The organism is Deltaproteobacteria bacterium, assembly GCA_029860075.1.
Classification (GTDB): Bacteria; Desulfobacterota; JADFVX01; order JADFVX01; family JADFVX01; genus JAOUBX01.
Genome location: JAOUBX010000001.1, coordinates 87712 through 101621, shown reverse-complemented (window position 1 = coordinate 101621; position 13910 = coordinate 87712). Strand labels below are relative to the sequence as shown.

Sequence of the window (13910 nt, the reverse complement as noted above, 5' to 3'; positions counted from 1 at the left end):
ACACGCTGAAAATCAAGTACGCGTGTTTGGCGGTCCCTCTTTATTTGCTGGTTCAAGTAAGCCGACGTTAAAACACAACCGCGTTTTAACGGTCAATTTGTTAGGAAATTAATCCTTACTATTAAACTCTTTCCCGTGTTTCCGGCACAATTCTAAGACGCTATTATACACCGCTTTCTCCTGTAAATCTGAAACACGAAAATACAAATCTTGCATACCATGCGGTGAAACACGTAACCAGCCGTCGCGTTCATACCACACTGCGAGATTTGACCAATCACAATATAAATTCAAATTGGATCCCGAAACCGATAGTTTCACATCGGAAACTCCAAAAGTGAGTGGCTGATGCAAATGAGCGTGACCCTTGAATATCGATGACGCACCAAAGGGTACCATGCGTGGTTCGAAAACAGCCAAGCATGCCAAACCGAGTAGTACGATTCCTAAAAGAAGCGTGTAAGTCCAAAACAAACAAGCGACACCACCAATGACGACCAAAGACCGTCGCCAAGGACGTGAACGCCTTGAGTAAATGCCGTATATATCGGCATATTCAGACTCCGACAGTTCTAGTGTATGGCTATATTTGAATTGTTCCAACTCTTTTACTTTGTATTCCTAACACCCTTCATCACCAGTTAGCACCGGAGCCCGAAAAGGCGAAGGTGACGATCTGGTGAATGAGAATGTTAGAAGTTTTTACTCACATGATCTGATACTTTTCTTCTATAGTAGAATCTGCCTGGCCCTCCATCTAAAACAACCTCTTCTGCAAAGCCTGACAAGGTAAAATAAACGCCCACTCTGTCCTTTTTTCCGTTTAATTTCATCCACCAATTCTTTTTAAGTTTTAAATCACGAGATGGCTTACCAAGTAATGTTATTACATCTTTTACACTAGATTCAGGTTTAATCTGCCATAGGACTTTTTTACAGAATTCTCTTTCCTCTGGTAGCATTGCTTCTAGTTGAGCATCGGGGTTATTAATATTACCAGCTGACCCAATAATTTTAATAACTGCATATCCGATAAAAATTACCAAAAGAAAAATTGAAACTATGCTAATTGTTTTTTTCATTTGAGCTCTAACGTAAAGCCAATCGACCAAGCCGGAGCCATTGGCAAGAGCCAACGTGGGTGTACGGTCCGGTTTAGTGACTGGTCATATTGTTTCTTTGTATATACTCATTCTGAATTCAATTTTTGAGAGATTTTTTCGAGAGCACTTGCTATTCGCTCGGCCTGTTGAAGATGCTGTTCTAAGAGTTCAGCTTGCTTCCTCATTAAAGAAACAGACTCTTTTTGTGTTGGCCTGATTTTTTTCACCATAAGTACCCAGACCGCAATTAAAAGGATCATTGGGAACCAACTGACAAAAATATTAATAAATGTTTCCATATGTTATACCTCCACTCAAAGCGAGAAACTTAAGTATCTTATAAAAACAATATAACGAGTCTGTAGGAAAACTCAAATTTAATAAAAATTTACGAAAATATAATTTTTTCGATTTCCTAACATGCTGATTTTATTGAATTAAATATTTGTCATTTTTGTGGTTTTTCCAAAAAAAAACTTCAAAAGGGGTTTTCCTACAGCTTCAACGTTTGAGCTGAAACGTGCTGGTTTCTGCATCGTTTTCAAGCACCTTTTTAGCCTTTTTCTGCTAAAAAGTCCCTCTTTTCAACTATTAGCCAAAGTGATGCCAGGAAAACCATAGTTACAAACGAGAACAATAATTTATAATTCAACAAGTATTCATATTGTTGACTAAGTAGACGATTGTGAAATAGTGGACTTGTCCAACATAGCATTTCGGAAAACCCTACAATTATTCCTGAAAGTCCCAACCAATTATTAATTTTCTTGAAAGCAAAGATGCCTATAAGTGTGCTAAGCAATCCACAAAGCCAATAAAAGCATAATTTGAACAGTTGATTTTGATCGTATTCTCTTGATCGTATTTCCCCTTTAATTTGAATTTCAGATTTATACGGTTCAATATTTTTTCGACGTTTGTGTTCAATTTTCGGATTGCTGGAGTCTGATTCATATTTTTTAATTTCATCTTTTGCCTTACGATAAAGTGTAACAAGATCATCTATACTTTTTGCTTTTTCGATATCTGATTCAGTTTCTGTTTTAAATTGGTCCAAAACCGAGCCAGTTGGATGAATAAACTTCACATAAAAGTGCCGAAATGTTTGAGTCGAAGAAATGAGCATAGCTATTAAAAATAAGACTATTAGGGTCGTTCTCATCTATTATTCTCCATTCTTTAATTTCGTAAGGCTAGCATCTAAATCACCCGCCTGGGACCTTCCAGCCAGTGCGGAAAAAATGATGCACTCCAAATCTACCAAAAGCATACAAAAAAGTGCAGGGTTCCAGGTTGGTGTGTATTTCATTGTTATACCATCAATGATTTTCTACTTGGCATATCACTTTCTAAATAATTGTAGCCCCTCTTGGAGTTTACCCATTTTATTAAATTCCAGAAACCGCTATTTTTAATCGGAGTAATCCCCCGGTTTGTTTGAGAAATACTTAATTTCAGATTATGGTCCATCATTGATTGGTCCATATCTAATTCATCTTGTGGCAACCAGATGTAGCATAAAGAATCATTATTAATAGAACCAATCTGGATGATTCTGATACCGAACCCACGATCTAACCCCAATTGGTAAATTTTCTTTGCTACCTCCCAGTGATTTTCAAAATAAGGGATTTTGATCCACATTTTTAATTTGTAAGTTGTGATATCTTCACGAAATAACCATTGAATCGCCTGGGATTTATTCTCTGATTTCAAAAATCCTTCAAAGGACTGGATTGCATTTTCAAATGTTGGGCATTCTTTCATGTTTTAAAAGCATTACGACACAATAAGGGGGTGCCAAACATGCGGGGCAACCAGCCCAAAACCACCGACAATGTTTAAGCGGAGTAAGATACTAAAATCAAGTACGCATGTTTGGTGCTCCCTCTTTATTGATTTGTTAGAAATTCCACGTTTCTTGAGGGCAACCTACTTTTGTTTGCCCTCACTTTTCAGCCACGAGCTTTTAGCATTGGCTGGACATTTTGAGCTGCTCCAGTTTGAAGTCGCTCGAAGTTCTGTTGGATTTTCAGAGGCCTGAAAGTTCCGCCGAAGATTAGCTTTGTATTTTACTTTTCTTCGGCTTTCAAAATCATGGATGGGTACTTTTTTACTTCTTCGTTTTCTGCTTGCAACTCGCCTTCATAATCCTCACCATCAAGATACATTTGTGGCATACGGCAATTATTGCCAAAGAGGATACACTTGGTTGGTTTCTCGGGGTTGCGGTTTATGAATGTCGAAACAAACTGTTTTTTGATGTTAAAATCCTGAACAATTTTGTTGATAATGTTTTTATGAACAACAACCTCTGAACCGCTTACATCATCAAATTTAACTTTAATCAAATCTTGCTTTTTTAATTCTCTCAATTCTTGTGCATGTTGCTGGTCCATGGGCATCTCCTTTTTCAAAAAAATAGTTTCATCTTTAAAGCATAGTTTTTCAAACTTGACTGTTAGCTCATTGATTTTAGCAAGAAGTTCGTCTGGAGAACAGGGTTTTGACAAAAAATCATCCATACCGATTTCAAGACATTTATCTTTATATTGCGGATTTCCTGATAGCCCCATAATAGGAAAATATTGAAACTTTTGACGTATCATTTCCGTTGCTTCGCAACCATTCATGATGGGCATATCAACATCCATCAGGCAAAGGTCATATCCTCCTTCATTTGCTTTGGCATATTCAACCACATCTTGACCATTAGAAGCCAAGTCAAAATCATACCCCCAACAACTCATTAGCATCGCAGTAGACTTTTGGAGTCTTTCCTCATCTTCGGCATATAGAATCTTCAATTTGAGTGCCCCCTTTTCTTTTGTTATCAACGCATGCTGCAATGGGGTCGGACCGTACGCCGTTACCGGCAACATATCTAGCAGGTTAAAGTCCTGTCCGACCCCATCAACCCCTGTAGTGTTTTTATTACTGTTATCTCCCAGCATCCCTTGCAGCTTTCTCAACCCAATCAGCAAATTTACTATGGTCCCAACTGTATACTCTTCCATATTTACTAATCCATTTTGGGCCATGTTTTTCTTGATTTGGTAATAATATCCCAAGAATACCTTTTTTCTCATCGAGACTTTTTTCAAGCTCATACTTGCAGTAAGGACGGGCATATGTTTTTTCTCCGAGAAGAAAGCATGTAACGCTAGTGTTATGAAGACCATCGTCTATTAATTTTTGAATAGCGGTCTTTCCTTTAGTCTCTGCATCCTCCCAAAGGGACTTATCATAAAATCCAGTTTCAGCTGTTGGTTTAAATTGTCCAGAATTTCTAACAATGTTTGCATTCATTATATCTGCATAATGAAAACTAAAAAAAACTTTTCTAGCCATTACACCCTCCTTTTAAGGTTAGAAGCATTACAATGATTATAGAACCGAGAATTACACCATGAAACATAATGAGTGTTTTTGAAAGAAAAGCACTTGACCAAGTAATCTCCGAAATGTCAGCATTTTTGACATTCATTGAATAATCGATATTTTCTTCTTTCATTACACGTACATTATCGTATAAAGCTCTAAAAAGTCTTTCTTGCCACAGGAAGTATCCATCAAGACACCAAAATGCAATAGAAGGAAAGTATGACAGGTAGATGAATAGTGCATTCTTGTCTTTTGCTGCGAGAGCAAAGAGGGCTGAAACTAGCACTACAGTCCATCCTTTTAGTAGGAAAGAATTGTGAGACAATCGATTTATTATCCCCTGAATCATTTCCAAATGGCTTTGCATTTTCGACATGATTGCTCCTTATTTACACATAACGTTATGGGTAAGTTGCGCCGCTTTTAGGCGTCAACTTGACCCATTGGATAGCTGCTGTTATTTAAAAAGACTTAGCTGATTTCGTACTTTTTAATCTTGAAATCAAGGTTGTTCTCATGCCGTTCCATAGTTACCCCTCCACCAATATCTCCACCTTTACGCCCTGCACCAAGCCACCATCCTGTGATATCACCAATAGGGGGACGACTTAAAATAACCATGCCTGACAATCCGGCTGTTTCCGCAGAACTAGTATAAAATATGTGTGCAATTCTTTTATTTGACACTCGGCCTTTGAGAAAATATTTTGACCCTTCAATATAGGAAGAAAAGCCCATACCAGTCAATTCACCACTGTTACAACCAATTTCATTGATTTCAATAATATCATCCACATATGGCTTAAGCTGATTGTCTTTTTCTCTAAATGTCCAACGACAGTTCCATTTACCTAACCATGAGTCTCTTTCGCTCTCTTCTAATGGAAGATCATTTTTACTCCAGATCGATCTTATTTCAGTTGGGAATAGCGACTTATACTTGATGGCGTATGCGATAGTAAATATAGTGATTATAAAAAGCAAAAATATTGCCGCCCATCTACTTACTGGATCTGGATTGAAATGTAGTAACGACCCGACGATCAAGGTGATTAGAGCAAGTAAGCTAATTGGAGTTTTAATGGACTTAATTATTTCTACCCAACCATTTGTTTTCATATCTTACTCACTTAATTGTTTTATCAGCTAACGAGGCTGTAGAAAAACCCTATTAGTAGAATTCCCCTTACCGCAACCAATAATTAAATTTAATAACTTATCTTTATCGCAATCATTACCTTTTTTCAAGAATATATTGCCTGATTTCTCAATTTAAAAAAAACAAAGCCTCTTTTTTTGATAAACAAGTTCTTATAATTCACTTTTGCCCCATTATTAATGCAATCTTCCGTAGTTCATCAATACAAAACCAGCCTTTTAATGCATTGCTCTTTTTTTATAAGCATATTATCAAAAAAGACTTTGGCCAGCATAAAGACAATGTAAGAGCAAAAAAAAACCTTATATTCCAGTCGTTTTATCAAAAGAAGAAGTCAACCTTGTACTCGATTCTCTTGAACACCCTTATGATCTGGTAGTCAAGCTACTCTGTGGTTGCGGCTTACGCCTTTTTGAATGTCTTAAATTAGGCATCAACAATTTTAATTTTGATACAGCGATTCTTACAATCCATGACGGGAAAGGACAAAAGGACAGGACGGTACCTTTACCGGAAAGTATTTATCCTCAACTAACGGGTTAGATTGAAAACGTAAAGAAGGTACTCCAGGAAGACGAAAAGGCTGCCTATGATGGTGCTTTTATGTTCAATGCCATTGAGAAAAAATACAAAAACTGTGCTAAAGAATTGCCCCGGCAGTGGTTTTTCCCCGCAATTAATCTGACAAAAGTACCCGAGACAGAAGAACTGCGACAATATCACCTGCACGAAAGCCACGTCAATAAAGCAGTGAAAAGAGCCGTTAAGCAGGCAGGCATTATAAAAAGGGTAAGTGCTCATACCTTCCGGCACAGTTTTGCCAGTCATCTGCTCCAGGCTAATTACGATATCAGGACAATCCGGCAGCTACTGGGGCATAGTGACATACGAACGACCATGATTTACACCCATACAATCAAGACGACAACCATCAAGAAAACCGGAAGCCCGCTCGATTTTTAATGATAAGTAAAGCTCATGGATTCCCGACCAAGCCGGGAATGACACAGACTGGCAGGAAACATGACCACCACATGAAATATTCATTACCGCATAGCCGTCCGGTCAAAGAATTCTTTCAAGTAATTTCAAGGGACTCCAATCAATCAAAAAGAATGGATCTGAAGATGGAAAAGCGTTCGGCAATTTCCGGAGATAGTCTCTCCCCTTCCCTGAACTTTGCTTTCGCTTTTTCAAGCTTACCCATCTTGTAATAGGCAAGTGACAGATTTAATTTGAGGGCAGAGTCGGGTTCACCGGATGACTCCGCTTTTTGATAGTATTTTACGGCCTCTTCATACTTTTTTTCTTCAAAATAAACATTTCCTATATTGTTAAGCGTATGAGGATCATCTGTCCTCTTTTTCAAAATGCCTTCAAATTCCCTGAGCGCATTTTCGTAATAACCCTTCTTGCCATAAATAATACCCAGGTTAAGCCTGGCTTTGTAATTTTCCGGATCCTTCTTCAATGCTTCCACGTAAGGCTTTATCAGCTTCTCTATGCCCTTGCTCTGCTGAAGGAAAATATCTTCCCTGATTGCGGCCAGTAATTTATTTTTACCGGGAAGAGACACTTCCTGTTTATCCTCGATGGAAACAGGTTTAAACTGCCCCCATGCCCCGTGGGTATCAATAATATTAAGTTCACCTTTTGTCTTTCTTAAAACCATTTCCTTCGCCCCCTCACGCCATGCCTCGGTAAAACTCTTGCCTACCATGGTTACCTCAACAGGGATCCAGACATATTCATCACGAATGATATAAAGATTTTCCTTGCCTGCAAGCTTTTTGGCGTCTTTACTTTTAATACCAGTTTTAAAGGCCATAAAAAGGTGGCCCGGAATATCAAGCATAACCGTTTCCACCCCCAGGTTTTCAAGAAGGGCCGAATAAAGAACGACAAGGTCATCACAATCACCTGTCTTGTGCTTCAACGTATGCCTTGGATACTGTATGGAATCGACTTTGCCGTTATTGGTGGAAACGGAAGCATAGGGATTATTGGGATCGACCACATAAACGACACCGCTTACACCAAGGGCGTCAAAGAGCTGAATGGCCTTTCCCATGTTCATATCGATGTCGGGACTTTCGCCATGAACCATCTGGATAACGCCCCGGGCAAAGGTAACGACAGGCGCATCTTTTGGAGTGACAAAGGCCGCCGCCATCTCCTTTCTGGACCAGGTCATGGCATTTCTATTGTAAATGGTTAGAGACTCTCTCCGCTCAAAAGAAAGGGTTTTCTCGTTTTTAAAGTACTGGACAGAAATTTCAGCCTGCACCGACGTATCTTCCGTTAACTGGAGAAGCGCATTATTAAATGTCGATTTTATATCAAGTTTGACCGTTTCATGGGGATTTATACTTTTAACAAGCTGCTCTGAAGGAAAGTCCATATATTTCTTGATATTAAGAGAAACCTTGATATTTTTCAAAACCTCATCACTGTTGTTTCTAAGAGAAATTGTCCCGAGAGGCTCTTCTTCATAGGATTTATAGGCAGAGGCAAAAACCTCACTAAAAGAGATATGCACGATTTCAACAGGTGGCCCGTCACTGGAAGCGGCAAGTTGTGTTTTCTTTTCAAAGGCCGCATTGAGGTTTGCCTTGTACACTTCATGAGCGCTAATATTATAAGCTCTTTTAAAAGCTTCAATGGCTTCGTCAGGTCTGGAAAGTTCCAGGTATGCCAGTCCAAGGCTGTTATGATAAGCAGCATTCCCTGCCTCCAGCTTTACAGCCATTTCAAGCTCCCTGAGCGCTTTTGTCAACTGTTTGCTTTCAAGGTAAATGGTGCCCAGGAGATGTCTCGCCTCAGAACCGGCATCATCCAGACTGATGGCCGCCTCAAGCTGAACAAGGGCTTCTCCGGTTTTTCCAAGCCCTTTCAAAACAGAGGCCAGTTTAATTCGAGCGCTTGCCTTTTGTGGAGAAATTTGAACGACTTTAGCCAGGTGTTTTTCCGACTTTTCCGGTTTATTCTTTTTAAGATAGAGTTGAGCCAGCAATTCATGGCATTGCGAATCATCAGGTATTTTATCAACACACTGTTTCAGGCGGCGAATAGCCTCATCAAGTTTGTTCTCTTCCTCATAGAGACGGCTTATGGCCAGATAAACGAGAGGGTTGGAACTTTTAAAGGAAATGGCTTTTTTAAAATGGCTGACAGCTTCATCTCTTCGCCCCATCTCCATATAGGCCATTGCCATGTAAAAAAGGGATTTTTCATGTTCCTTATCAATAGTCAGCGCCTTCCCGTAAGATAAAACAGCATCTTCATAGCGCTTCTGCATAGTCATCAAGCGCCCTTTAATATAGTTAACATCGGCGCTGTCCGGTGAAATTTGAAGAGCTGAATTAATAACTTTTTCCGAATGTTCAAGCTTTCCCGCTTCAATATAAAGTTCCGCCAGATTAAGGTAGGATTCAATATCTTTGGAATCAAGACTGATAGCCTTATTAAGCTTTTCAATGGCCCCCTTTACCTTCCCTTTCCTTTTGGAAACTGCGGCAAGGTTCCGGTAAAGTTCGGCAGAATGGGGATTAAGTTTAATTGCGTCGTTAAAAGCCTTTTCAGCCTTGTTAAGCACACTGGACTTGAGGTAAATTTTGCCCATAATATTGTAAATCCGGGCATCTTTAAGGCCTTTTTCAGCAACCTCATTAAGCATTTCCAGAGCCGGTGAATAAAGCCCCTTTTCAAAAAGTATTTCTCCCATATAACGTTTTGCCTGAAGGAATGCGGGGTCTTTCTTTAAGAGGGCGGAAAATATTTTTTCCGCATCAATATGCTCACCGAGATTCATGTAGAGCAGGCCCAGTTGCAGCGCGCCTTCCTTTTCATGGCCCTTTACCCTGGAAAGGGCTTTATACTTTTCACTTGCTTTAATATACTCTTTTTCGCGGCTAAAGGCATGCCCTGCATAGAGAAGGGCTTTGGGGTCTTCAGGCACAGTGGAAAGAACTTTTTCGAAAAAGATAATGGCTCCCTTAAAATCACCCCCTTCAAAAGCAGCATAACCCAACCTGAAATCATCTTTCAGTTCTTTCGAAAATTCACTTTCCAGCCCGCCGAAAGAATAGGCCGATACAACATAAAGCGGTTTTTCTTTTCCCTTATCATGCTTAACTTCAAATTCCGCTGATCCGGAAGCACCAAGCAGTGAGTACTCCTCTTCCTTCAGCCCTCTGGCATAAACTTTATAGCCTGCAACAAAGGACTCCCCGGCCGCCTCCCATGTTAAGCGGCTAAAAGCTTCATTACCGGCAAGGGAGATAGGGGAAGGGACAGAAGGAACCTGTTTTACAAAAAGGACCTTCAATACTTTATTTCCCTTATCAGCAACCAATATCCTGCTCCCTTCATTGGAATGGACATAAATATTCCGGGCATCCATCAATTGGGGATTCCCTTTTCCCGGACTTCCCAATGAATAAAGATACTTTCCCTTGTCATTAAAAACCTGGATGCGGGCGCCCTCTTCACCGTCAAGAACATAAACCAGGTTATCGGCATCGATAGAGATAGATCTGGGCCGGTAAAATTGCCCGGCTTTCATCCCTTTTTTTCCCATTTTTTTGAGAAATTTACCATTCTTGTCAAAAACCTGAATCCTGGAGTTATTATAGTCGGCAACCCAGATTTCACCTCTCGAATTGACAGCAATATCATAGGGCGTATCAAAACGGCCGGCCCCATCACCTTCTTTTCCTATACTTTTTAGAAAAATTCCATCTTTATTAAAAATCTGGACCCTGTGATTATCACTATCGGCAACGTATAGATTGTCTTTATAAAATGCAAGGCCCCTGGGTTCCCTTAAATTTCCTTCTTTTCTCCCCTTGCCGCCAAAGTGGAAAAGCTTTTTACCCTTTGTATCAAAAACGTGGATTTTATGGTTATCCACATCGGAAATATAGAGTCTCTCCAGTGGTGTCAACATAATGGAATGAGGCAAATCAAAGAGGCTTTTACCCTTCCCTGCCTTGCCAAACCGGGATACAACCTTGCCCTCTTTATCAAGAACAAGAATTTTCCTTTTATCAGACTGCACAAGGTAGAATTCTCCCTTATCATTCATTGCCATATCATTTGCAACATGAGGGATAATCCGCTCGAAGGAGAGCCTTCGTCTCGCCTTTGCCGCAGCAATAACTTTTTCATCTTTTTCAGGTGTAATCCTGAAAACCTGTACCCGTGAGTTCCCGGCCCCGGTAACAAGAATCAGGTTCTTACGGCGATTATACCTTATTCGAGCAAGACCGCTGAATTGTCCACGTCCACTTCCCTCACTGCCAAAGAGAAAAACTTCCTCCCCCTTTCGATCCAGCCGATGTATTTTGCTGTTTTCAACATCTGTGTACAAAAGAGCCCCCCACTTGTCAAGAGCAAGGCCCAGAGGTAATCCAAAGCTTTTATCTTTGCGCGATTTTTTCTTTATAAGTCTTTTGAAATTCAGGTCATAATCAAAAACCTGGATATTTTCGTTTTTGTCATCAGAAACATAGATATTATCGAGTGAATCTACAGCTATATCCGCCGGCGAAAGAAAGGCCCCTTTTTTATCTCCCTTTTTACCGAATCTTCCCAGGTAGATCCCATCGAGCGTAAAAGAAACGATAGAGTAATTATCTCTATCAGTAATCATAACTCTTTCCTGACTATCGATAGCAATTCCACCGGGTTCATCCACCTCCCCCCTCTCATCCCCCCCCTTTCCAAAGGAATAAAGAAATTGGCCATGCGTATTAAAAACCTGGATACGATTATTACCACTATCAACAACAAACAGTCTTCCATCTTTTGACTGTGTTATTGCTGTCGGTTCATTAAACTTTCCCGGTTCACTTCCCTTGCTGCCAAAGGCCCCTTTGTAGGCACCACTTTCATCAAAGGTAATAATCCTGTCTGCATCTGAATCAACAACATAGATGGTTCCATCAGCAGACATGAAAGCATCAACAGGTTCGTATAACTTTCCAGGCTTGTCTCCCCTTAATTCGGGGCCTATCTGAAAAAGAAAATCGATACGTTCATAGGAATGGGCAGAAGAAAAGAAGAATAAGACGAAAAAAGAAACTGCCATAAGATGAAACAAAAAGGTCGGAAAAACAATAATTTTAGAGTTCTTTAAGTACATTTCCATTAAACCATAATAATCAAAACATCTTATATAATAATATTTTATAAAAATACGCATTACAATGACATCGGGAATTTATAGCTTAATTTTCTCTATTTTATGATATGAACCGTTACTTTACTTATTTAGTTAAATCATAGCATGAAGACAGGTATAACAAGTGCAAAAACATGATCCCATAATATTTAACAGCCCCTTAAATAGGACAATATCATTTAACAAACCATAATTTATTGGTATGACCAGCTATTACTATAATAGAATATGCCCTGCTGCGCAATAACCATACATTTAACATTTATGGTATGGTAATTAAGAAAAAATCCGGATTTAAAAAAACTTACACTTTTAGCGACGAAGTGACAATTGATGAATAAAAGAATAGAGGGCATCGACTATTTACGTGCCATAATGTCTGTTTTCGTAGTGATATGGCATATGGGAGGAGGAGGCAGATCACTAATATTCTCCATGAAAGACTTCCGTCAACACACATTTACCTTTTCAGATTTTGTGAACTTTCACCTTTTATTGCTGGCTGTTCCGGCTTTCATTTTAGTCTCAAACTATCTTTACGTTTCCAGGGAAATAACATATAAAGCATTCCAAAAGCGCATGAAGCGTCTATTGCTTTTGCTGAGCTTTTGGGCTCCAATATTAATAGTTGTGCGTTATCTTTACACGGGCCAGTTAGATATTATACCCGACTCTATTTCATCATTCATTGTAATTTTGCTGCGGGCCGGAAATACAAAATATTACTTCTTCGTTAGTTTGATACTTACTCTTTTATTCACTCATTCCATCTCAAAACTTAAACCCGCAATACTGATACCAGGTTTTATATTATCAATAATATTTATTGCGTTCCTGCCACTGCTTACAAAAATATACGGCTATTATCAGTTAAGCGCCTACTGGAATCCATTAAACTTTATCCCCTATTGCTTTGCAGCGCTTCTTATCAAAGGCAACGAGGATAATATTTTATCAAAGAAGTATTACATTCTTGTCACTTCATTCTCTTTATTTTTTATATTTTCCATAATTGAATGGAATGCCTCCACGGGAGCCATATTCTTTCCGGGGCAAGGATTTGCCATTCCTGCATATACAAGAACATCACTCATTTTCGGAACATTAACACTATTAATTTTTGCCTTAGATCCTAAAATAAAATCCGGTAAAATTGTAAGTTTCATGTCTAAATACTCACTTGCTCTTTATTGTCTTCATCCCTTTTTAATGGAACCTGTTTCCTACATAATAAATTTACTAATTAATGATACAGTAATTGCCAGGTGTCTTTCTATCTTCTTTGTAATAATATTTAGTTATCTGCTTGCCGCCATTTTTAAAAAGCACTTTAGAGAAGAGTTGCTGACTTAAAAGCAAACCAGCCGTCCCGGGTAAACAGCAGGGAATACACTGCCGGAAAAGGCAGGGGTTCTAATTTAGGATAGATTAAATTAATATATCCTTTGAACTTAACAATAAATGTCTTATACTTAAAAAGATAAGAATAGATTGATGAAAGTCATATTCATTAAGGGAGGAAGACATGAAAAACGTCATAAACTTTCTTGTAATCATTACCTTGATTTTCCCCATCGGGACTCTTAACCAGGAAAAGCTCTACGGAGAAGAGAAGTCCACTGCTAAAACAGAAAAAAAGTATGAGAAAAAAGGGTTTCTTGACAGGTTATGGATCAAGATAAGGAAACTCTCTCCAAATAAATATAACAAACGAAGCAATACAGCCGTCGCAGGAATCAAGGGCGCTGAAAAAGGTTCTGAGGAGCTTAAGCCCATCTGGAAAGGGCACGAAAGCGATAAACTCCTGGCTGAGTCGGCAGCCCTTAAAAGCGCTGAAGATTTTATGAATAGCGATAATTTTCCCGAAGCGCTTGTCGCTCTCAACAGCTTCAGGGAAGATTACCCTGAAAGCCAATTCATGCCCAATGTGCTTTTCATGTCCGCTATTTGCTATCTGAAGGTTAAAGAACCTCAAAAAGCAGAAACTGACCTGCAAACGCTTATCAGCAAATATAGTGGCCATGAACTAAAAACTGAAGCCAGGGAATTGATGAGGACGCTTGAAAAGAAATAAATAACA

Annotated in this window: 13 protein-coding genes; 4 read left to right on the top strand and 9 right to left on the bottom strand. The window is 39.2% G+C overall.

Annotated elements, in window-relative coordinates; translation table 11 throughout:
* Positions 1 to 692: 692 nt before the first annotated feature.
* The 8 genes from OEV42_00460 to OEV42_00425 all read right to left on the bottom strand — a co-directional run bounded on the left by OEV42_00460 (position 693) and on the right by OEV42_00425 (position 5606).
* Positions 693 to 1082, bottom strand: coding sequence for a hypothetical protein (locus OEV42_00460; protein ID MDH3972721.1), 390 nt, complete (start codon positions 1080 to 1082; stop codon positions 693 to 695).
* Positions 1083 to 1189: 107 nt separating this feature from the next.
* The gene (locus OEV42_00455; protein MDH3972720.1) at positions 1190 to 1402 is read right to left on the bottom strand and encodes a hypothetical protein; all 213 of its coding nucleotides are present in this window, start codon (positions 1400 to 1402) and stop codon (positions 1190 to 1192) included.
* Positions 1403 to 1656: 254 nt separating this feature from the next.
* Entirely contained in the window at positions 1657 to 2265 is a 609-nt protein-coding gene (locus OEV42_00450) for a hypothetical protein (protein ID MDH3972719.1), read from the bottom strand.
* Positions 2266 to 2414: 149 nt separating this feature from the next.
* Positions 2415 to 2870, bottom strand: a complete 456-nt coding sequence (locus tag OEV42_00445; GenBank protein ID MDH3972718.1) for a hypothetical protein — start codon at positions 2868 to 2870, stop codon at positions 2415 to 2417.
* Between the two features lie 305 nt (positions 2871 to 3175).
* Complete coding sequence (locus OEV42_00440; protein ID MDH3972717.1) at positions 3176 to 4120, bottom strand: response regulator; 945 nt, start codon at positions 4118 to 4120, stop codon at positions 3176 to 3178.
* Complete coding sequence (locus OEV42_00435) at positions 4044 to 4454, bottom strand: TIR domain-containing protein (protein MDH3972716.1); 411 nt, start codon at positions 4452 to 4454, stop codon at positions 4044 to 4046. Before OEV42_00435 ends, OEV42_00440 begins: the two co-directional genes overlap by 77 nt.
* Positions 4447 to 4863, bottom strand: a complete 417-nt coding sequence (locus OEV42_00430) for a hypothetical protein (protein MDH3972715.1) — start codon at positions 4861 to 4863, stop codon at positions 4447 to 4449. Before OEV42_00430 ends, OEV42_00435 begins: the two co-directional genes overlap by 8 nt.
* A gap of 95 nt (positions 4864 to 4958) precedes the next feature.
* Positions 4959 to 5606 carry a hypothetical protein gene (locus tag OEV42_00425; GenBank protein MDH3972714.1) on the bottom strand — a complete coding sequence of 216 codons (648 nt, stop codon included), beginning with the start codon at positions 5604 to 5606 and terminating at the stop codon, positions 4959 to 4961.
* Between the two features lie 412 nt (positions 5607 to 6018).
* Between OEV42_00425 and OEV42_00420 the strand changes: the two genes are divergently transcribed.
* Positions 6019 to 6189, top strand: a complete 171-nt coding sequence (locus OEV42_00420) for a tyrosine-type recombinase/integrase (protein ID MDH3972713.1) — start codon at positions 6019 to 6021, stop codon at positions 6187 to 6189.
* Positions 6190 to 6249: 60 nt separating this feature from the next.
* Entirely contained in the window at positions 6250 to 6609 is a 360-nt protein-coding gene (locus tag OEV42_00415; GenBank protein ID MDH3972712.1) for a tyrosine-type recombinase/integrase, read from the top strand.
* A gap of 139 nt (positions 6610 to 6748) precedes the next feature.
* On the opposite strand, the gene OEV42_00410 is transcribed toward OEV42_00415, so the two are convergent.
* On the bottom strand, positions 6749 to 11737 hold the full coding sequence (locus tag OEV42_00410) for a tetratricopeptide repeat protein (GenBank protein MDH3972711.1): 4989 nt from the start codon (positions 11735 to 11737) through the stop codon (positions 6749 to 6751).
* Between the two features lie 426 nt (positions 11738 to 12163).
* Here OEV42_00410 and OEV42_00405 point away from each other — a divergent pair, with 426 nt between their 5' ends.
* Positions 12164 to 13183 (top strand): acyltransferase, encoded by a 1020-nt coding sequence (locus OEV42_00405; protein ID MDH3972710.1) that lies wholly within the window; start codon positions 12164 to 12166, stop codon positions 13181 to 13183.
* Positions 13184 to 13355: 172 nt separating this feature from the next.
* Positions 13356 to 13904 carry a tetratricopeptide repeat protein gene (locus OEV42_00400; GenBank protein ID MDH3972709.1) on the top strand — a complete coding sequence of 183 codons (549 nt, stop codon included), beginning with the start codon at positions 13356 to 13358 and terminating at the stop codon, positions 13902 to 13904.
* Positions 13905 to 13910: the final 6 nt, after the last annotated feature.